General features: G+C 72.1%; 18 protein-coding genes and 2 pseudogenes. 14 read left to right on the top strand and 6 right to left on the bottom strand.

What is annotated here, in order from left to right; genetic code table 11:
• Window positions 1-147: 147 nt before the first annotated feature.
• Window positions 148-1,053 (top strand): NADP-dependent oxidoreductase, encoded by a 906-nt coding sequence (locus tag IF27_RS08175; protein WP_052848721.1) that lies wholly within the window; start codon window positions 148-150, stop codon window positions 1,051-1,053.
• A 112-nt stretch (window positions 1,054-1,165) separates the two neighbouring features.
• On the opposite strand, the gene IF27_RS08170 is transcribed toward IF27_RS08175, so the two are convergent.
• Window positions 1,166-2,050 (bottom strand): DUF4232 domain-containing protein, encoded by an 885-nt coding sequence (locus IF27_RS08170; protein WP_052848720.1) that lies wholly within the window; start codon window positions 2,048-2,050, stop codon window positions 1,166-1,168.
• A 289-nt stretch (window positions 2,051-2,339) separates the two neighbouring features.
• Here IF27_RS08170 and IF27_RS08165 point away from each other — a divergent pair, with 289 nt between their 5' ends.
• Together IF27_RS08165 and IF27_RS08160 are read left to right on the top strand one after the other, a co-directional pair.
• Window positions 2,340-3,302: a hypothetical protein gene (locus IF27_RS08165; RefSeq protein WP_110945664.1), complete on the top strand. Its 963-nt coding sequence runs from the start codon at window positions 2,340-2,342 to the stop codon at window positions 3,300-3,302.
• Window positions 3,303-3,351: 49 nt separating this feature from the next.
• Window positions 3,352-3,988 (top strand): annotated as a pseudogene (locus tag IF27_RS08160) (DUF6879 family protein).
• Window positions 3,989-4,057: 69 nt separating this feature from the next.
• Here IF27_RS08160 and IF27_RS08155 read toward each other — a convergent pair.
• On the bottom strand, window positions 4,058-4,642 hold the full coding sequence (locus IF27_RS08155; protein ID WP_052848719.1) for a DUF6879 family protein: 585 nt from the start codon (window positions 4,640-4,642) through the stop codon (window positions 4,058-4,060).
• A 534-nt stretch (window positions 4,643-5,176) separates the two neighbouring features.
• Between IF27_RS08155 and IF27_RS08145 the strand changes: the two genes are divergently transcribed.
• The 4 genes from IF27_RS08145 to IF27_RS08130 all read left to right on the top strand — a co-directional run bounded on the left by IF27_RS08145 (window position 5,177) and on the right by IF27_RS08130 (window position 7,587).
• Window positions 5,177-5,701, top strand: a complete 525-nt coding sequence (locus tag IF27_RS08145; RefSeq protein ID WP_052848717.1) for a DUF6879 family protein — start codon at window positions 5,177-5,179, stop codon at window positions 5,699-5,701.
• An 18-nt stretch (window positions 5,702-5,719) separates the two neighbouring features.
• Window positions 5,720-6,571, top strand: a complete 852-nt coding sequence (locus tag IF27_RS08140) for a helix-turn-helix domain-containing protein (RefSeq protein ID WP_052848716.1) — start codon at window positions 5,720-5,722, stop codon at window positions 6,569-6,571.
• Between the two features lie 226 nt (window positions 6,572-6,797).
• On the top strand, window positions 6,798-7,022 hold the full coding sequence (locus tag IF27_RS08135) for a DUF397 domain-containing protein (RefSeq protein WP_052848715.1): 225 nt from the start codon (window positions 6,798-6,800) through the stop codon (window positions 7,020-7,022).
• Between the two features lie 97 nt (window positions 7,023-7,119).
• Entirely contained in the window at window positions 7,120-7,587 is a 468-nt protein-coding gene (locus tag IF27_RS08130) for a hypothetical protein (RefSeq protein WP_052848714.1), read from the top strand.
• Window positions 7,588-7,625: 38 nt separating this feature from the next.
• Here the strand turns inward: IF27_RS08130 and IF27_RS08125 are convergent, their stop codons facing one another.
• Both IF27_RS08125 and IF27_RS08120 read right to left on the bottom strand, forming a co-directional pair.
• On the bottom strand, window positions 7,626-8,528 hold the full coding sequence (locus IF27_RS08125) for a glycine betaine ABC transporter substrate-binding protein (RefSeq protein ID WP_052848713.1): 903 nt from the start codon (window positions 8,526-8,528) through the stop codon (window positions 7,626-7,628).
• 102 nt (window positions 8,529-8,630) lie between these two features.
• Window positions 8,631-9,620, bottom strand: a complete 990-nt coding sequence (locus IF27_RS08120; RefSeq protein WP_052848712.1) for a malate dehydrogenase — start codon at window positions 9,618-9,620, stop codon at window positions 8,631-8,633.
• Between the two features lie 190 nt (window positions 9,621-9,810).
• On the opposite strand from IF27_RS08120, the gene trpS reads away from it, so the two are divergent.
• The 3 genes from trpS (at window position 9,811) to IF27_RS31490 (ending at window position 12,560) form a co-directional block, all read left to right on the top strand.
• Complete coding sequence (gene trpS / locus IF27_RS08115) at window positions 9,811-10,824, top strand: tryptophan--tRNA ligase (protein WP_052848711.1); 1,014 nt, start codon at window positions 9,811-9,813, stop codon at window positions 10,822-10,824.
• 120 nt (window positions 10,825-10,944) lie between these two features.
• On the top strand, window positions 10,945-11,511 hold the full coding sequence (locus IF27_RS08110) for a 2'-5' RNA ligase family protein (protein ID WP_052848710.1): 567 nt from the start codon (window positions 10,945-10,947) through the stop codon (window positions 11,509-11,511).
• A 101-nt stretch (window positions 11,512-11,612) separates the two neighbouring features.
• Window positions 11,613-12,560 carry a YihY/virulence factor BrkB family protein gene (locus IF27_RS31490; RefSeq protein WP_110945663.1) on the top strand — a complete coding sequence of 316 codons (948 nt, stop codon included), beginning with the start codon at window positions 11,613-11,615 and terminating at the stop codon, window positions 12,558-12,560.
• A gap of 331 nt (window positions 12,561-12,891) precedes the next feature.
• Here IF27_RS31490 and IF27_RS32015 read toward each other — a convergent pair.
• Window positions 12,892-13,689, bottom strand: a pseudogene (locus IF27_RS32015) (D-alanyl-D-alanine carboxypeptidase family protein); the annotation flags it as partial.
• Window positions 13,690-13,878: 189 nt separating this feature from the next.
• On the opposite strand from IF27_RS32015, the gene IF27_RS08095 reads away from it, so the two are divergent.
• From IF27_RS08095 to IF27_RS08080, 4 genes are all read left to right on the top strand, one after another.
• Window positions 13,879-15,147 carry a metallophosphoesterase gene (locus IF27_RS08095; RefSeq protein WP_052848707.1) on the top strand — a complete coding sequence of 423 codons (1,269 nt, stop codon included), beginning with the start codon at window positions 13,879-13,881 and terminating at the stop codon, window positions 15,145-15,147.
• A 197-nt stretch (window positions 15,148-15,344) separates the two neighbouring features.
• Window positions 15,345-15,644 carry a carboxypeptidase-like regulatory domain-containing protein gene (locus IF27_RS08090; protein ID WP_052848706.1) on the top strand — a complete coding sequence of 100 codons (300 nt, stop codon included), beginning with the start codon at window positions 15,345-15,347 and terminating at the stop codon, window positions 15,642-15,644.
• Between the two features lie 192 nt (window positions 15,645-15,836).
• Window positions 15,837-17,468 carry an ABC transporter substrate-binding protein gene (locus IF27_RS08085; RefSeq protein ID WP_110945662.1) on the top strand — a complete coding sequence of 544 codons (1,632 nt, stop codon included), beginning with the start codon at window positions 15,837-15,839 and terminating at the stop codon, window positions 17,466-17,468.
• 21 nt (window positions 17,469-17,489) lie between these two features.
• A complete protein-coding gene (locus IF27_RS08080) occupies window positions 17,490-18,332 on the top strand; it encodes a hypothetical protein (protein ID WP_052848704.1) in 843 nt (280 codons plus the stop codon).
• Window positions 18,333-18,355: 23 nt separating this feature from the next.
• Here IF27_RS08080 and IF27_RS08075 read toward each other — a convergent pair whose 3' ends face one another.
• Entirely contained in the window at window positions 18,356-18,907 is a 552-nt protein-coding gene (locus IF27_RS08075; RefSeq protein ID WP_052848703.1) for a YceI family protein, read from the bottom strand.
• Window positions 18,908-18,953 lie beyond the last annotated feature (46 nt).

The following is an 18,953-nucleotide window of genomic DNA, read 5'->3' as shown; positions in this document are numbered from 1 at the left end:
CAAGCGACGGCTGGAGGGCGGTACCGAACGTCCGAGGCCGGGAGGCGGGCGGCCGTGGTCGTGGTCGTGGCGTCCGCCGGGAATCCCCTCGGGAGCGAGCGCGTTGGACCGCCCGGCATCAGCGAACTGCGAAGGGTTCCCACCATCATGCGTGCGATACGGATCGACCGCTTCGGCGGACACGACGTCCTAGAGGTCACCGACACGCCCGAGCCCGGCCACGGCGCGGGCGACGTGCTGATCCGTACGATCGCGACCAGCCTCAACCCCGTCGATGACAAGACGCGCGCGGGCGCCATCAATCCCGACGGGCTGCGCCTCCCGCTGACCCTCGGCTGGGACCTCGCGGGCATCGTGCTCGACGGCGGCTCCAGCGACTTCCGCCCCGGCGACCGCGTCATCGCGATGTCGCACCAGCTCGGCACCGGCACGGGCACCTGGGCCGACGTGGTCGCGCTCCCCGCAGGCGCCGTCGCGCCCGCGCCCCGGGCCGTCAGCCTGGTCGAGGCGGCCACGCTCCCCCTCCCCGGCCTGACCGCCCTCCAGACCCTCGACTGGCTCACGCTCTCCGCCGGTGAACGCCTGCTCGTCACCGGCGCCGCCGGAGCGGTCGGCGGACTGGCGCTCCAGATCGCCCACGCGCGCGGCGTGCACGTGGACGCCCTCGTCTCCCGCGACGCGCACCTCGACTTCGCCCGGGCGCGGGGCGCCGAGCTGGCCACGACCGACCGGGAGGCCCTCACGTCCGGCGGCTACGACGCGGTGTTCGACACCTTCGGCGCCTTCGTGACGGAGGCCGTCAAGGACGGCGGCCGGTACGCGTCGATCGCCACGCAGGCCGGTCCCGTGCCCGACCTGTCGGCGCGCGGCGTCCGCACCACCGTCAACCAGGTGCACGAGGACGGCGCCGGGCTCGCCGGGCTGACCGAGCTGGTCGAGCGCGGCGCCCTGCGCCTGCGCGTGGACTCCGTCTTCGGGCTCCACGAGATCCGGGCGGCCCACGCGCGCTTCGCCGAGGGCGGGTTGGCGGGCAAGGTCGTCGTGACGTTCTGATCCGCCGACGCACGACGGACGACGCACGACGGCCGGTGGTCCCTGCCTCCCGGGGCGGGAGGGGGAGTCACCGGCCGTCGTCCGGCACAGCACCGTGCGGGGCGACGCGTGGTCACCAGAAGAGCGCGCCGTCCACCGAGGTGTGCCAGTAGGTGACCTGGGCGGACGAGTCGATGTACACCTCGCCGCCGGGCAGGGCGACGTCCTCCATGCCGCCGACGCCCTCCTCCTCAGGACCGGCGAGCTGCACGCCCAGGCTGTGCGCGACGTAGCCGCCCTCGGCCTCCCCGGCGCCGTCCGAGGTGATGATCGCGGCGTACGCGGTCTGCCCCGGGTCGAGCGCGACGACGGCCTGCGGCACGCTGGCCTCCAGGCGCTGGACGGGGGCCTGGGCGTCCTCGAACTTCAGGTACGGGCTGTACCAGATGAAGCAGGTCTCGGCGCTGGTGTTCGTCGCCGTGAGCAGCAGGTGGTTGACGGGCCGCTCGACCGGGACGACGGCCAGTTCCGTCGTCGCGTCCGTGCAGGTCGCGATCTCGGCCTCGGGCTTGTCGTCGCCGTCCTCGCCCGCCGACTCGTCCGGGGCGTGGTGGCCGGTGTCCTCACCGGTGCCGATGCCGGTCCCGGCGCCGCCGTCGCCGTTCGCCTCGGGGTCGCCCGTCCCCCCGGCCTGCCCCGGCCGCGCGCCCTGCCCGCCTCCGACCGCCTCCCGGGCGGCGTCGTCCTGCCCGGCCCCGACCGGCCTGTCCACGGCCTCGCCCCGGTCGTTCCCCTCGGCGTCCTCGGTGTCCTCGGCGTCCTCGGTACGCCCGGCCGCGTCGCCGCCGTCCCGCTGCCCCGCCGACTCCTCGGCGGGCGCCTCGGCCGCCGCACGGCCGGAGGTGTCCGTGTCCTCTCCCCCGCTCTGGCAGGCGGTGAGCGCCAGGGCGAGCGTCGCGCCGAGCGCGGCGACGGCGGCGCGGAGACGGGTGCGGCGGTGCGCTGCGTGGGTGTTCATGTGAGGCTGCCCTCTCGTCGTTCTCGTCGGACCGGTGGAACGATCCGCCGGACCCGTTGGCCCGACGACCGCAGCTTGTGCCCGCCGCCGTCCCACCGGCCAGCGCACACCGCCGGTTCGGGTCGCTGGGACGCTTTCACCCGCCTGACCAGCCCGAACGCCCCCGCGCCGAACGCCGGGACGGGACGCGGGAGGTGGGTGGACGGGGCGGCCGGGGACGTGTTCCGTGGCGCTGTCAGTGGCCCGCCGTAGGGTCGGGACACGTTGCCCCCGGCCCTTCGGAGTCCTCGTGCCGCGAACCGCCCGCCTCGTGTCCACGCTCGCCGCTCCCCTGCCCTTCTCGCGGCCCGACGAGGCTCCCTGCCTGGACCTGTGGCCCACGACGCGGCTGCTCGTGCAGCGCGGGGAGCGGGAGTTGGCCGTGCGGGACCTCACGGCACCGGCCACGAGCCCGACCGTCCGCATACCGGCGCCCTGGCCGGGCGGAATCGGACAGGGCGCGGTCTCGCCCTTCGGCGACCAGGCCGTCTTCACGGGGCCGCACGCGCTGCGGGCCGTTGACCTGACGGGGAACACGCGCTGGGAGCTGCGGCACCGTTGCTGGGCGGGCTGCGCGGGGCATACCGACATCACCGCGTACGCGGACGACCGCGAGCACGGGTACGCGGGCAGCGGCTCGGCCTGCTTCTCCTCCGACGGGAAACTCGTCTGGGCCCACATACCCGCCGACGGCGACGGCGGCGACGGTGCGGATTGGGAGGAGGAGTGGGTGGTCATCGACGCCGTGGACGGCACGGTGCTCGGACGCGTCCCGACGCGCACGGCGGCAGCGGGCTCCCACCACATCCCGCACCCGGACCCGGCGCAGATGGGGCTGTCCATAGGCGAGGGCCAGGACGGCGCCCCGCTGCGGTGGGGACGCTGGGACGGCCACGCCCTCGCCCTCCACCGCACGGCGGACGGCTCGGTGGAGTCCGAACTCACCACCGCGTCGCTCGCCCCGGACGACAGCTCGGTGTACTTCGACTACGACGGACGCTTCCTCGACGCGGACACCCTCGTCGTCGCGACCGTGGACGGCGACGACGAACTCGGCGCCGCCCGCCACTGGCTCGTCACCACCTCCCCGCTGCGCCCGACCGACGAGCTGACCTATCCCTTCCCCGTGGACAGCCTCCCCACAGGACTCGGCGACGGCACCTGGTACACGACCTCCACCACGGACAACTCCCTCCACCTCTGGACCCTCTAGCGCAGCGCGACGCCTTCGCCACGGAACCGAGGGGCCCTTGCCCCTCCGGATGGTGACCATGAGTATCGTGCTGGACACAACTGGTGGGAGGGGCCGGGCATTCGGGCCCTCGAAGCCCCGGCCGATTCCTCCACCGCCCTCGTCGGAAAGGCTGTTCATGACGACCTCGTCCAAGACACTGGGAGACTGGCTCAAGGATTTCGACCGGCAAGCCTTCCGGCTGGAGACGCTGGACGACTACAGCAGGTCGGGAGGCGTGGACGCGTACCGGGCGTTCCTCGCCGGTGAGCCGCAGCCGGAGGGAGTACAGGACCGCCGGATGGATGACGACGGTCGGCGATGCCGTTCAGGCCGGAAAGCGGATCTACCGGGTCCACATCCTCGCCCGCCCCCTGACGGACTATCTCCGCTTCGAGCTGGGCTGGGGATACCGGCGCAACATGACCGCCGGGGAAGAGTTCTTCATCCTCGACACGACCGGGCGCGAGAACCCGATCCCCGACGCGCCCGACTTCTGGCTCTTCGACGAGCGGACCGTCGGGACCATGAGCTACGACGGGGAAGGCGCGTACCTGGGCACCGACTTCCTCGGCGAGGACCACCTGCCCAGGTTCCTGGCCTACCGGGACACGGCGATGGCGGCGGCCGTCCCGTTCACCGCATGGTGGGCCACGCACGGGGAGTGAACAGATCGCCCCTCGGCCCGCCGCCACGGGCACCGCGGAAGCCCTCCGGGGGCGATCACTTCGGGCCGTTCACCCGACGTCTCGCGCAGGGCCCGCAGTGCGCCGCCGCGTTCGCCCGTCTTCACGACCGTGCTCGGTCCACCATTCGGAGAAAGGAACCGCACCGCTCAGAGCGATGTCCCTCCAGTTGAGGAAGTCCCGCACCTCGTCGTCAGCGAGGACGGTACAGCCCGTCATCACACCTTCCCGATACTCCATGGAGGCCGCGATCCTCTGGTCGAACAGCCAGAAGTCCCCCACCCCCTCCAAGGGATCGGGCCGGTCCGTGACGTCGAGGATGTGGAACTCCTCCCCGGCCGTCATGTTGGTCCGGTATCCCCAGCCCAACTCGAAGCGGAGGTAGGGCGTCAACGGGCGGGAGAGGACGTGCACACGATGGATCCGCTTCCCCTGCCGCACGGACTCCCGGATCTCGGACATCCAGTCCTCGTTGTAGCCCTCGGGCTTCTCCCGGCCCTCCAGGAACGCCGCATAGGCATCCGTGCTTCCCGAGCCGCTGTAATCGTCCAGAGTCTCCAGGCGGAAGGCTTCGCGGGTGAAGGAGTCGAACAGTTCGTCCAGCGTGGGAGGCGGCCCTCCGTCAGACGAGCCCATGGGCAACGGTCCTCCGAATCAACGCGTGGGGGATCTTGACGGCCTCTCCGTGATCGGGGCGACATCGGCCCGTGGTCATCGGCCAGGTCGCCGCGCACGAGCAGGGTGCCCCTTTTTTCAGGAACGAGCAACCGGACCCGAAGGACACCATGCGACGGCGCGGGCGTCGCCCAACCCGCACATGCCCGACGCAACTTCTTCAGGCGCGATTCTTGCGGGCACGACTGCCGTGATGTCTCGTTCCCCATACCTTGCCGTGCTCGATCCGCCAGACTAGGACTCACACGACAGACGCCGTACATGTATTGAGGAGCGAAGTCATGGCCTTATATTTCGTCGGCAAGGATCCGAAGTCGGGGGATCACGGATCGCCCGCCGTCTGGGTGGACGAAGAGACAAAAGATCTCCTCATCCAAGGCTGGACGGCGGATGGGCCGACCCTGAGCGAGAGTGCGGAAGACGTCCCGCTTCCCGAAGGCGAGTCCGTGATCAGAGTCCCGAAGCGGATGATTCCGTTTCTCCGAGAGGGGTTCCGTGTCGCAGAGTCTGACTGACTTCTCCGATCTCCTCAGGTCGGTCAGGGAGTCGGCCGTCCATCTGGAGATGCGCGACGGGTACGGCATCGACAACGAGACCGCCGGTTTCGCCGAGTGGAAGCGGGGCCACCGGCTCGACCCCTCCGACCGCGCCTCGTGGTGGCGCCCCTGGCTCGACCTGGTGCAGGAGGTCACGGCCAAGGGGGTCCGGATCCGCAGGGCACGGGTGATCTCCGAGCCCGTCAGCGACTACATCGCGTTCGAGCACTCCGGGACTTTCACGAATGTCGCCGCAGGGGAGCAGATCCGTTGGCTGCCCCGCCGCCGAGCTTCCGACCTGGCTCTTCCCGGCAATGACTGCTGGATCTTCGACGGCCGCCTCGTGCAGTTCAACATCTTCGACGGCGACGGCCGATGGGTCCACACGGACCAGACGGATGACACGGCCGTGACAGCGCTCTGCGTGTCGGCCTTCGAAGCCGTATGGGAGCGCGGTATCCCGCACGAGAAGTACTCCGTCTGAGATCCGACCGGTCGGTTCATGTCCTCCTCCTCACCGCTCTCAAGTGCCCAGGCGGCCCGCGCGGCCGTCGCGTCCCGCCTGCACGGGCTCATGAAGGACGCCGGGCTCTCGGGGCATGAACTGGCCGTCAGATGTGGTTGGCACAAGTCGAAGTCGTCTCGGATAGCTCGGGGAAGAACACCCCCGTCGGACGCCGACATCCGGGTATGGTGCGCGGCCTGCGGCGCGGAGGACCAGGCGTCCGACCTCATCGCGGCCTCGCGCAACGCCGAATCGATGTACGTCGAGTGGAAGCAGATCCACCGCGACGGCATGCGTCGCGTCCATGAGATGACCGTCCCGCTGTACCAGCGAACCCGGACGTTCCGCGTCTATGCGTCGAACGTGGTGCCCGGCATGCTTCAGACAGCCGCGTACACGACCGGGCTTCTGAGGGCGATCACGGATTTCCAGGGCACCCCCGACGATGTCGCCGAGGCGGTGAAGGCGCGCCAGGCACGTTCCCGGGTCGTCGAGGAAGGCGACCACCGGTTCGCCCTGCTGCTGGAAGAGACCGTCCTCCACTACCGGATCAGCGACGACGCGGCCATGGCCGAGCAGTTGAACCACCTGCTCACCGTCATGTCCCGGCCCAACGTGTCGCTCGGTGTCATCCCCGCCACGGCGCGCCGGACGGTGTGGCCGTTGGAGGCTTTCTACGCGTTCGACGACCGTCACGTGGCAGTGGAGACCCTGACCGCCGAGATCAATCTGACCTCCCCGGGAGAGATCCGGAACTACCTCCGCGCATTCTCGGGACTCTCGCGGATGGCGGTCCACGGAACCCAGGCACGCACTCTCCTACGCAAGGCGCTGAACGCGCTCGGGTGATTCCGTGCAACCGTGTGCAACACCGTTGGTGATCGGGCGACACATTCCCTAGCGTCATGTTCAGGCGGAGCGCCCCCAAGGGCACACGGTAATGGCGGTGAACGCCGCTCCGAACAATTGCTCTCCGTTTGCCGTCATCCCATGAGCGCGCTTACCCGCTTTTCGGCCCAGCAGGGCGGAGACGACGCACCACAAGCCGTCCGGCACATCGGGAAAGGACACAGTCATGAGCGATCCGTACGGGATTTCCATCGAGGGAGCCGAGTTCTTCAAGGCGTGCGGCGGCAACACGCATCCGGACGGCGAGGCGTGTGTGACGCTCGCCCGGATCGGGGCGGACGTCTGGGCCGTGGGGGACAGCAAGCGGCCGGACGCCGAGCCGCTGCGCTTCACCCGCGCCGAACTCGACGCGGCGGGCATCGACCCCGGCCGCTTCGGCCTCTCCGCCTGACCCCCGACACGGCCTGACCCCCCACACCACCTGAGCCGACGGCCCTGCCCCGCACGCCGATGGGCAGGGCCGTCGGCATCCCCCGGACGGAGCGGCGTTGCACCACCACGGCTACACCTGGCTCGGCGAGAAGAAGACGTTCGACCGGGAGAGCATCCGTCGGCCACCGCCTGACCAGCCACCGGCGGGCAGCAGCGAGAGGGACGTGCTCGACCGCTACCGCGAGGCCGTGGCCACGTTCCCCACCTCGGAGGTGCCTCCGCTCCAAACCGCGCACTGGCTCATGAAGCCGCCCGCGCTGATCCGGGGGACGTGGGAGGAGCCGAAGGAGGCGGGCGCCTGGCTGGAACGGGAACTCGCCGCGTACGCACCCCGGTTCGCGTCCGTGGCGGATCAGGAGGCGGCCAGGCTGGCGGGGCTGGGAACGGCCGCCGTCGAGCACCTGGCACGCGGCGGGGACGTCTCCCTCGGCCACTACCTGAGGGGCACGCTCTTCCACTCGATCGCCGTGGTCACCTGCTCCCCCCACCACACGGCACCCGAACTCCCCTGCCCCGCGCGCTGACGCGTATCCGGGCGGGTGGCGTGGCGGGGTGGGTGGGGTCAGAGGCCGTCGGTCCAGGCGGCGACCTCGTCGGGGTGGTCGGTCACCCAGCGTTCCGCCGCCGCGCCGGGGCTCAGCCCCTCGCCCGCTATCAGCTCGGCCACCTCGTTCTGGTCCGCCTCGCCCCAGGAGAACGCGCGCAGGAAGTCGGCGGCGGGCCCGCCGTCCTCGGAGAACTCGGCGTTCAGGTACTTCCGCAGCTCTATCCGCGGGTAGTAGCCGGGCAGTTCGACCTCGGACAGCTCCGTCTCGGCGGCCAGCCAGTGCGGTTGCCACAGGTACGTCAGGACCGGCCGCCCGGCCGCGCCCGCCGCGGCTATCTCGGCGACGAGGGCGTCCTCGCTGCCCGCCGCCACCGAGGTGAGGTCCAGGTCGAGGTCCGCGATGATGTCGTCGTCACGGGTGGTGAACAGCGGGTCGCCGTGCAGGAGTTCGCCGCCGAGCTCGTCCGTGTACTCGCCGAGGTTCCGCCAGTTCAGGGCGTCGGGGTGGTCGGCCGCGAACTCCGCGTCGCCCGCCACGTACCAGCCGACGTGCCCCGTGATGCCGAGCGGGCCGCCGTCCACCGCCGTCATACGGCGCTCGACGTACGTGTCCCGCAGCTCGGGCAGCGCGCCCCAGTCCTCCAGGATGGCGTCCACGTCGCCGTCCGCCAGCTGGTCCCACGCGCGGTTCTGCGGCACGTAGACCTTCTCGACGGGTATGCCCAGCTCGTTCTCCAGGACGTACTCGGCCACCGCCACGTTCGCCAGCCCCCCGGGCCACTCGGGCACGGCCAGGCGGACCGGGTCCGCCACCGGCGGCTCCTGGCCGGTCACCCGCCCGGCGAGGCCGCACGCGCTCGTGGCCAGCAGACTCAGCGCGCCCACCCCGGCGAACAGCGGATGACGTATGCGGCGCATGGTGTGGGTTCCTTCGGGCGTGACGGCGGACACGACACGACGCAGTGTGGCCCCGAGAGCGTGTCTGGGGCCACAGGTGCGCCGGAGTCGGTCGGCGGATTGTCAGATCAGGCCGAGCCCGCGGACGGCCTCGCGCTCGTCGGCCAGCTCCGAGACCGACGCGTCGATGCGGGCGCGCGAGAAGTCGTTGATCTCCAGACCCTGCACGATCTCGTACGCGCCGCCCGCCGTGGTGACGGGGAAGGACGAGATCAGGCCCTCGGGGACGCCGTACGAGCCGTCCGACGGCACGGCCATCGAGGTCCAGTCGCCCTCGGCGGTGCCGTTCACCCAGGTGTGCACGTGGTCGATCGCCGCGTTCGCGGCGGAGGCGGCCGAGGAGGCGCCGCGCGCCTCGATGATGGCCGCGCCGCGCTTGGCGACGGTCGGGATGAACTCCTCGGCCAGCCACTTCTCGTCGTTCACGGCCTCGGCGGCGTTCCGCCCGGCGACCTCGGCGTGGAAGATGTCGGGGTACTGGGTGGCGGAGTGGTTACCCCAGATGGTGAGGCGGCGGATCTCGTCCACGGTCACGCCGGTCCGCTTCGCCAGCTGCGTCAGCGCCCGGTTGTGGTCGAGGCGGGTCATCGCGGTGAAGCGCTCCGCCGGGACGTCGGGGGCGGCGGCCTGGGCGATCAGCGCGTTGGTGTTCGCCGGGTTGCCCACGACGAGGACCTTCACGTCGTCGGCGGCGTGGTCGTTGATGGCCTTGCCCTGCGGCTTGAAGATGCCGCCGTTGGCCGCGAGGAGGTCACCGCGCTCCATGCCCTTGCTCCGCGGGCGGGCGCCGACGAGGAGGGCGACGTTCGTGCCGTCGAAGGCGACGTTCGGGTCGTCGCTGATGTCGATGCCGGTCAGCAGCGGGAACGCGCAGTCGTCCAGCTCCATGGCGGTGCCCTCGGCGGCGCCGAGGGCCGGGGTGATCTCCAGCAGCCGCAGGCGCACCGGGGTGTCCGGGCCGAGCAGGTGTCCGGAGGCGATCCGGAAGAGGAGGGCGTAGCCGATCTGTCCGGCGGCGCCGGTGACGGTCACATTGACGGGAGTGCGGGGCATGATGAGTGGCCTTCCGAGGTCGGAACGGTTCAGGCGGCGAGGGTCCGGGGCCGCCGCCAGGTTAGCCGAACGGCTTCCCGCGCCACGCGGCGGGCGGGCCCGGGACAGCGGCGGGACGGCGGTGGGACGGCCGCGGGAAGGGGGCGCAGGGCCGGGGTCGGCTGTCCGGGGGACCTGAGAGAATGGCCCCATGGCCACTGAACGTCTCCGCGTCTTCTCCGGCATCCAGCCCACGGCCGGGTCCTTCCACCTCGGCAACTACCTCGGCGCCGTGCGCCAGTGGGTGGGCCTTCAGGAGACGCACGACGCGGTCTACTCGGTCGTGGACCTGCACGCGGCCACCATCCCGCAGGACCCGGCGGCGCTGCGCGAGTCCAGCAGGCTGGCCGCCGCGCAGCTCCTCGGCGCGGGGCTCGACCCGGACCGCTGCACGCTGTGCATCCAGAGCCACGTCCCCGAGCACACGCAGCTGGCGTGGGTGATCAACTGCCTCACCGGCTTCGGCGAGGCCGCGCGGATGACGCAGTTCAAGGACAAGTCGGCCAAGCAGGGGACGGACGCGACCACGGTCGGCCTGTTCACGTACCCGATGCTGATGGCCGCCGACATCCTCCTCTACCACACGCGGCAGGTGCCGGTGGGTGAGGACCAGCGCCAGCACATCGAGCTGACGCGGGACGTCGCGCAGCGCTTCAACGCGCGCTACGGCGAGACGTTCACGCTGCCCGGCGCGTACATCCTGAAGGAGACGGCGAAGATCCAGGACCTCCAGGACCCCGCCGTCAAGATGAGCAAGTCGGCGTCCTCGGCCAAGGGCATCGTCTGGCTGATGGACGAGCCGAAGACGTCGGCGAAGAAGTTCCGCAGCGCCGTCACCGACACCGGCACCGAGGTGCGCTACGACCGCGCCGCGAAGCCGGGCGTCAGCAATCTGCTGGCGATCTACTCGGCGCTGACCGGGCTGACGGTCGAGGAGCTTGAGCAGAAGTTCGAGGGGCGGCTGTACGGGGCGCTGAAGACGGAGGTCGCCGACGTCTTCACGGAGTGGGTCGCGCCGTTCCGCGCGCGCACCCAGCAGTTCCTGGACGACCCGGCCGAGCTGGACCGGCTGCTGGCGCGCGGCGCGGAGAAGGCCCGCGCCATGGCCGCGCCGACGCTCGACGCGGTCTACGAGCGGGTCGGCTTCCTGCCGCCCGCGCGCTGACGGGCCGAACGGCCCTGGTCCGTCCCGGGCGCGGGCGCCAGACTGGGGCCGTGCGCGGGCGGGGGGACACCCAGGGGGGCGTACGCGGGTTCCGGCCCGCGAGAAGGGAGTGATGCGCCGGTGAGCGTCACGCTCGGTGTGTCGGTCGCGGTCCCCGAGCCGCACGGCAGCCGCCTCCAGCGCCACCGCCTCGGCTTCGGGGACGTCGCCGCGGCCGGTATCCCCACGCATGTCACCCTGCTGCCGCCGACCGTGGCGGACCCCGCGGACCTGCCGGTCGTCGAGGCGCATCTCGCCGCCGTGGCCGCCGCCGGGCGGCCGTTCCGGCTGCGTCTCTCCGGCACCGGCACGTTCCGCCCGCTGACGCCCGTCGTGTTCGTGCGCGTCGCCGAGGGCGGGACGGCGTGCGCGCGGCTCCAGGCGGCGGTGCGGGCGAGCGGCGGGCCGCTGGCGCGCGAGCTGCTGTTCCCCTACCACCCGCACGTGACGGTCGCGCACGGCATCGCCGAGGAGGCGATGGACCGCGCGCAGGCCGAGCTGGCGGGGTACGAGGCGGCGTGGACGGTGCGCGGCTTCTCCCTGTACGAGCAGGACTCCTCGGGCGTGTGGCGGCTGTGCCGCGAGTACCGGTTCACGGCGCCGCGCGCCGCCGCGCCGGTGTGTGAGCCGCTGGCCGGGGTCGAGTGACCGCCCGCTGACGCCGCCCCGCAGCCCCGGCGCCGCCCGCCCGCGCACGGGGCGTGTCAGAACCGTTTCCCGGGGCAACCCGACCTAGCGTGGGCGGCGCAATGGAGACACTGACCCGGCTGCCGTGGATCGGTCCACTGGCGGCGTGGTTCTTCCGTACGCGTGTGTGGCACGTGTACGAGCATCTGGACGCGCGGAACTGGAGCCGTCTCGCGGCGGCGATCACGTTCACCAGCTTCGTCACCCTCTTCCCCGTCCTCGGGCTCGTCGGCGCGATCGGCGCGGCGCTGCTGACGGACGGCCAGCTGGACACCGTCGAGAACTGGGTGACGGACCAGGTGCCGGGCATCTCGCGCGAGCTGCACGTCCGCTCGCTGTTCGAGAACGCGGGCACCATCGGCATCATCTCGCTGGCCCTGGTGCTGCCCACGGGGGCGAGCTGGGTGGACGCGCTGCGCGGCTGTCTGCGCGCGGTGTGGGACCTGCCGGACCCGGAGGACAACATGTTCCTGCGGCGCGGCAAGGACATCGGGGTCCTCGCCGGGCTCGGGGTCGTCGTCCTCGTCTCGCTGGCGGCCTCGGGGCTCGCGCTCAGCGGCGTGCGGCAGCTGGCGCAGTTCGGCCCGGGTGCCGTGCTGATCCAGGTGGCGGCGTACGCGGGCGCGATGGGCGTGACGTTCCTGCTGCTGTCGTACGTGCTGGTGTGGCTGCCGGGGGTACGGCCGCCGCGCCGGGCGGTGATCGTCGCGTGCGTGATCGGCGCGGTCGGCTTCGAGGTGCTGAAGCTGCTGATCAGCGGCTATCTGACCGAGGTGGCGACGCGCAGCGTGTACGGGGCGTTCGGCGTGCCGATCGCGCTGCTGGTGTGGATCAACCTGATGGCGAAGCTGCTGCTGGTGTGCTGCGCGTGGACGGCGACGGCCGTCACGCCCCAGGACCGCCCTTGCGCCGACGCCTTGGAAGACCCGCCAGCGGATGAGTGCGGTGGAACAGATACGCCGCCCCCGCCACCACCGCCAGACCACCGGCCGCCACCGTCAGGACCGTGAGGCCGCCGACCGCGGAGCCGTCGGCGCGCGCCGCGCTCTCCTGCCCGCTGCCCGACCGGCCGCCGGCCTGCCCGGACTCGGGGGTGCCGTCGCCGCCCGCGTCGTCCGTGCTGTCGCCGCCGCCGGTGGCCACGCCCTCGCCGTCGGCCGCGTCGCGCTCGCTCAGCGGCGGGACGAGTTCGCCGACCGGTTCGACGGCCTCGGCCGCGGCGAAGCCCCAGTCGAGGAGCGCGGCGCTCTCGCGGTAGACGGCGAGGGAGTCGCCCTCGGGGTCCATCGCGGTGACGAGCAGGACGCGGCCGTCGCGTTCTGCGACGCCGGTGAAGGTGTGCCCGGCGTCCGAGGTGTAGCCGTTCTTGACGCCCGCGAGGCCCTCGTACGGTTCGAGCCCGGGGGCGCCGACGAGGAGGCGGTTGGTGTTCTGGATGCCGTACGTCTCGCGGTCCTCGCCGCTGCCCGCGCCGGGGAAGTCGATGGAGACGGTGGAGACGTAGTCGCGGAAGTCGGCGTTCTGCATGGCGTCGCGGGCGATGAGGGTGAGGTCGTAGGCGGAGGACGTCTGGCCGTCGGCGTCGTAGCCGTCGGGGTTGACGACGTGCGTGTCCCCGGCCTGGAGTTCCTCGGCGCGCGCGTTCATCTGGGCGACGGTGTCCTCCTTGCCGCCGTTCATGGCGGTCAGGGCGTAGACGGCGTCGTTGCCCGAGGCGAGGAAGACGCCGTACCAGAGGTCCTCGACCGTGTAGGTCTGGTGGTCGGCGATGCCGACGGCGCTGCTGCCGGGACCCATCTCGGCGAAGTGCTCGGGCCGGGCGCGGTACAGGTCCTCCCGGTCGAACAGGGGCAGCACGGTGTCGGCGAAGAGCATCTTCAGCGTGCTGGCCGGGGGGAGGGGGCGGTGGGCGTCGTGCGCGGCGAGGACGTCGCCCGTCTCCGCGTCGGCGACTATCCAGGACTTGGCGGTGAGGTCGTCGGGCAGCGCGGGGGCCCCGGAGCCGGGGCGTACCTGCGTGCCGGTGCGGGCGAGCAGCTCGCCGCCGACCGCGGACCGTCCGGCGTCCTCGTCGGCGGCGACGACGGGCGCGGCGGCGGTCAGGACGAGCGCGGGCGTGACCAGGGCCGCCGCGAACACGGCCCGAACGGGAGTCCGACAAGAGGACGAGCGATTGAACGGCACACGGTGAACTTAACCGTGTCGTGCCGCGTCAGGACCAGTGGAGGGGCCCGAATCGGTGAGCGGGGCCGGGCAACCGGCGGAACCCCGTGCGTCGCATACTGGCCCCACGGACGCCCGCCACGGGCAGGAGGAGGGGCACACCCGTTGGTTCTCTTGGTCATCCTGGTGCTGTTCGCCATCGCCGGAATCCACTGGTATCTGTGGAAACGCCTGGTCCGTGACGTGTCGGCGCCCGGCTCGGTGTACCGGCGCACGGCCACGGTCGTGCTGATCGCGCTGGCCGTGACGGTGCCGTTCGCGATCAGGGGGCGGCAGATGGGCCTTCCTTTCGGGGCGCAACAGGTCGTGGCGTGGCCGGGATTTGTCTGGATCGTTGCGGTGCTCTACCTGGTGCTGGCGCTGCTGGTGGGCGAGGTCGTGCGGCCGGTGGTGCTGCGGCTGCTGCGCCGCAGGGACGCGGCGCGGGCGGCGTCGGCCGAGCCCGCGGGGGTGCCCGTCGCGGCGGCGCCCGAGCCGGAGGCCGCGCCCACCGCCGACGTCGAGGCGCACGCCGCGCCGGACGGCGGCGCGCCGGTGGACGCGCCGGTGGACGCGCCGGGGCGGCGGCTGGTCGTCTCGCGCGGCATCGCGGTGGGCGCCGGGCTGATCGCCGCGGGCACGCTGGGCTACGGCGTCGCCAACGCACGGAACCTGCGGACGAAGCACGTCACCGTGACGCTGCCGAAGCTGCCGCGCGCCGCCGACCGCTACCGCGTCGCCGTCGTCAGCGACATCCACCTCGGCCCGGTCCTGGGCGGCGGGCACTGCCGCCGCGTCGTGGACGCCGTGAACCGTACGCGGCCCGACGTCATCGCCGTGGTCGGTGACCTGGTGGACGCCGACGTGGACGACCTGCGGTCCGCCGTCGCGCCGATGGCGGACCTGAGCGCCCCCGACGGCACCTTCTTCGTCACGGGCAACCACGAGTACTACGTCGAGACGGCGGAGTGGATCGACCACCTGCGCGACCTCGGGCTGCTGCCGCTGGTCAACGAGCGGGCCGAGCTGCCGTACTTCGCGCTGGCGGGCGTGAACGACATCAGCGGCGAGGGCAGCGCCTTCGGCGGCCCGGACTACGGGGCGGCGCTCGGCGACCGCGACCGCTCGCGCGCCACGGTGCTGATGGCGCATCAGCCGGTGATGATCCACGACGCCGTGGACTGGGGCGTGGACCTCCAGCTCTCCGGGCACACGCACGGCGGGCAGATGTGGCCGCTCACGTACATCGCGGGCGCGGCGAACCCGACGCTGGCCGGGCTGGAGCGCTACGGGGACACGCAGTTGTACGTGACGCGCGGCGCCGGTGCGTGGGGGCCGCCGGTGCGGGTGGCGGCCGATCCCGACGTCACGCTCATCGAGCTGCGCACCCCGTGACCGGGGGTCCACGGTCCGTACGTCACCCGGCCTGTCAACCGCCCCATTCCTCGGGTTGTCCGGTTGTCCGGTTTTCGTCTCGGTTCGCCGGGCGGGTCAACTATTCGCGCCCAGTTGGTGTCCTGGATAACAAGCTGGGCACAAACTGACAGCGTGATGGAAACGGTCGGCATCGCGGCAGCGAGGAGTGGTGGGGAATGTCGGAGGACGTGGGACTGGTGGAGGCACTCGTCATCAGAGGCCGCGTGAGGGACGCCCTGGGCGTCGCCCTCCCGCGTGCCGTGGTGACCCTGACGGGGGCGGACGGCGGGCGGCATCTCGTGAAGACCCGCAGCGCGGACGACGGCGGCTTCACCGTGACCGCCCCTGAGCACGGCGAATACACCCTGGTCGCCTTCTCGCCGCAACTGGGCAGCCAGAGCGTGGCGGTGGTGCTCGACGGGCGCGCGGTCGAGGTCGAGTTCCGGATGGACGTGCCGGGCGCCGCTCCCGAGTGAGCGGCCCCGGGGCGCGCGGGAGCGCGCGCCGCCCGCCGCCCGCGTACCGTCCGTAGGACCACCGGGGGCGCTGTGTGGCGGTACGGGCGGAAGGCGCCCACTCCGTGACCTCCCGCCGCTCCACCCCGGTACCCCCTTGTGGTTGGCTGGGCCCGCACACTCTGACGAGAAAGGGCGCGCCTGGTGCGACGGATGAAGGGTCGAGGGGCGATAGGCATCGGGCTGGCCATGGTGCTGGTGATGGCCGGTGCGGGCGGCTGGGTGTACTACCAGACGCTGGACGAGAACGACGAGCCCATCAGCGTGGGCACCACGATGGCGCCCACCGTGCTTGACCCCGCCGGTGCGTACGACATCGGCTCGTGGGCGCTGACCAGCAACCTCTTCCAGTCCCTGCTGACGTTCGTGCCGGGCAAGGAGCAGCCGGTCCCCGACGCGGCGGAGAGCTGCGACTTCACGGACGAGGAACTGACCGTCTTCCGCTGCACGCTCCGGGACGACCTGCGCTTCAGCAACGGCAACGCCATGACGCCCGACGACGTCAAGTTCTCCTACGAGCGCATCATCGGCATGGCGGCCCGCGCGCAGCGTGAGGCGGAGGACGACACCATCCCGGAGGAGGAGAAGTTCGCCTTCGCCGGGCCCGCCGGTCTGCTGGGCAGCCTCGCGGCCGTCCGCACCGACGGCCAAGACGTCATCTTCGAACTCAACCAGTCGGACGCGACGTTCCCCTTCATCGTCGCGGGCGCGGCCGGTGCCATCGTGGACCGGCAGAGCTACCAGGAGCTCGACCTGCACGCCGACGACTCGGTCGTCGGCTCCGGTCCCTTCGTCCTGGACCGGTACGTCGCGGACGACGTCGCCGAGCTGTCGCCCAACCCGAACTACAGCGGCGCCGCCGACCCGGCCGAGAACGCCATCACCGTGCGGTACTTCGTCCAGCAGGGCGACGGGCCCACGGCCGAGGAGCAGCTCGCCGAGGCGTGGGAGAACGAGGAGATCGACGTCAACGGCGGCGTCATGCCGCCGGAGGCCATGGCGGAACTCAACCGCAGCGACCCGGACATCGCGTTCGCCGAGCAGGCGGGCGCCAACACCAGGGTCATGGGCTTCAACACCGACGAGGACCGCACCTTCGGCTCCCGGGCCGCCCGCCGCGCCGTCGCCGCCCTGATCGACCGCGAGGCCATCGCGCGGCGCGTGCAGCAGGCCACCGTGCAGCCGCTCTACTCGCTGATCCCCGCGGGCTTCACGGGCCACTCCACGCCGTACTACGACCTGTACTACGACATGGAGGTCGAGGACGTACGCGAGGAGTTGACGAGCGCCGGGCTCGAACTGCCGGTGCAATTCGACCTCGCCTACTCCCGCGGCGCCGCCAACACGGCCGAGGCCGAGTTCATCGCGGAGACGCTGGAGGAGTCGGGCCTGTTCGAGGTCACGACGACCTACTACGACTGGTCCGAGTTCGTGCCGACGCTCTTCGGTGAACGGGCCTTCGACGCCTACCTGTTGAGCTTCGCGGCCGACTTCCCCGACCCCGCGACGTTCACCGACAACCTCATCGGCCCGGTGGACGGTATCGCCACCGGCTTCAGCGACGACGAGATCAACGCGCTGATCGAGCCGACCAGGGCCGTCATGGACCGCGGCCGGGTCGCCCCCGACTTCGAGCACATCCACCAGCTCGCCGCCGAGGAGGCGCCGGTCATCCCGATCTGGCAGGAGACCCGCGTCACCATCAGCACCTCGGACATCGCGGGTATCCAGCAGCTCGCCTCCAACAGCGGTGTGTGGCGGCTGTGGGAGCTGCACAGGATCTGATCGTTACGGCAGGATGCGTTCATGGCTCGTCTACGGCACACCATCGACCTGGCACCGGTCGCGCGCGGCCAGGTGGAGGACGCGGTCCGTGTCCTCCACGACGTGATCGAGGGGCTCCGCCCGGAGGACGGGCGGCTCGTCACGGAGGACGGCCGCACCGTCCCCGACGCCGTGCTGCGCTCGGGTGAGCACGCGCGGCCCGGGGCCGTCTACAGCGTCCCGGGGCCCGCGCAGGAGGGCACGGGGCCGCCCGCCGACCGGCTGGCGGTGCTGGAGTGGGACCGCGCCGTCGCCAGCGCCGTGCGGTACGAGGCCGAGCGGCCGGAGCCGCCCTCGCGCGGCAGCGCCGAGCTGCGGCTGCGCAGCGCGGAGCGGCCGACGACCGTGCGGCTCGTGGTGCGCGGGGAGCTGACCAGGCCGGACGGGCACCGGCGGCGGATGCGCTGGTTCGCGCTGCGCGCCGAGGTGGACCTCGACCGCTGGTGGGAGGCCGTCGGCGGCGGTCTGGGCAGCGGGGCGGGCGCGGGCGCCCGCAGCCGCCCGGCGCTGACCGTGCTGATGCGGCACCCGCTGCTCCAGGCGACGACCGTCGTCGTCCCCCGTCCGGGCAAGGACGGCGGCTGGCGGCTCGACATCGAGACGACGCTCAGGGGCCGCCGCCTGGTGCGGCCGGTCGCCGCGATCCCGCTGCGCGCCACGCGGCGGCTGACGCACCGGGCGATCGGCGAGGCGTTGCAGCGCATGGCCGACGACTGGCGCACGCACGCCGTCCCGCGCATCACGCGCACGCCGGACGAGACGCGCCGCGCCCTGCTGGACGACCTCGCGGGCCACGGCAGCAGGACGCGGGCGCCCGGGGAGTGACCCGGGGGGGGTGCCCCGCGGGGTCACTCCTGGTGGGCCTCGACCTCCAGGGTGATCTTGATGGCGTCGCTGACGACGGCACCGGCCGCGCCGCCGGTCACGCCGAACTCGGAGCGCTTGATCTCGGTGGTCGCGGAGAAGCCGACGGCGGGCTTGCCGGTCGGGCCGGTGCCGAAGCCGTTCAGCTCGACGGCCAGGGTGACGGGCTTCGTCACGCCGCGCAGCGTCAGCTCGCCGTCGATGAAGCCCTCGCCGTCCTCGACGCGCACGCCGGTGGACCGGAAGGTCAGGGCCGGGTGCTCGGCGACGTGCAGGAAGTCCTCGCCGCGCACGTGCTCGTCGCGCTGCGCGTTGCCGGTGGACACCGAGGACGTGTCGATCGTCGCGGTCACGGCGGACGCCCCGGGGTCCTCGGCGGTGGTGATGCTGCCCTCGAAGGTGTCGAACCGGCCGCGCACCTTGGCGATGCCCAGGTGGCGGACGACGAAGGAGACCTCGGAGTGGACGGGGTCGATGGCCCAGGTGCCGGTGGTGTAGCCGGGCAGGAGGGCGCTGAGGTCGGCGGACGCGGTCATGGTGTGCTCCTCGGATTGCCGTGGACGGGCTGTGGTGCGCCGGTCG

This window comes from Streptomyces avicenniae (assembly GCF_000719135.1).
GTDB lineage: Bacteria > Actinomycetota > Actinomycetes > Streptomycetales > Streptomycetaceae > Streptomyces > Streptomyces avicenniae.
This window is presented reverse-complemented; position numbering and strand designations above follow the sequence as displayed.

Excerpts from the sequence above, each read along its gene's own strand:
- IF27_RS08175 (WP_052848721.1), top strand. The coding sequence starts at position 148 with ATGCGTGCGATACGGATCGACCGCTTCGGCGGACACGACGTCCTAGAG.
- IF27_RS08170 (WP_052848720.1), bottom strand. The coding sequence starts at position 2,050 with ATGAACACCCACGCAGCGCACCGCCGCACCCGTCTCCGCGCCGCCGTC.
- IF27_RS08155 (WP_052848719.1), bottom strand. The coding sequence starts at position 4,642 with ATGGGCTCGTCTGACGGAGGGCCGCCTCCCACGCTGGACGAACTGTTC.
- IF27_RS08140 (WP_052848716.1), top strand. The coding sequence starts at position 5,720 with ATGTCCTCCTCCTCACCGCTCTCAAGTGCCCAGGCGGCCCGCGCGGCC.
- IF27_RS08135 (WP_052848715.1), top strand. The coding sequence starts at position 6,798 with ATGAGCGATCCGTACGGGATTTCCATCGAGGGAGCCGAGTTCTTCAAG.
- IF27_RS08125 (WP_052848713.1), bottom strand. The coding sequence starts at position 8,528 with ATGCGCCGCATACGTCATCCGCTGTTCGCCGGGGTGGGCGCGCTGAGT.
- IF27_RS08120 (WP_052848712.1), bottom strand. The coding sequence starts at position 9,620 with ATGCCCCGCACTCCCGTCAATGTGACCGTCACCGGCGCCGCCGGACAG.
- trpS (WP_052848711.1), top strand. The coding sequence starts at position 9,811 with ATGGCCACTGAACGTCTCCGCGTCTTCTCCGGCATCCAGCCCACGGCC.
- IF27_RS31490 (WP_110945663.1), top strand. The coding sequence starts at position 11,613 with ATGGAGACACTGACCCGGCTGCCGTGGATCGGTCCACTGGCGGCGTGG.
- IF27_RS08090 (WP_052848706.1), top strand. The coding sequence starts at position 15,345 with ATGTCGGAGGACGTGGGACTGGTGGAGGCACTCGTCATCAGAGGCCGC.
- IF27_RS08085 (WP_110945662.1), top strand. The coding sequence starts at position 15,837 with ATGAAGGGTCGAGGGGCGATAGGCATCGGGCTGGCCATGGTGCTGGTG.
- IF27_RS08080 (WP_052848704.1), top strand. The coding sequence starts at position 17,490 with ATGGCTCGTCTACGGCACACCATCGACCTGGCACCGGTCGCGCGCGGC.
- IF27_RS08075 (WP_052848703.1), bottom strand. The coding sequence starts at position 18,907 with ATGACCGCGTCCGCCGACCTCAGCGCCCTCCTGCCCGGCTACACCACC.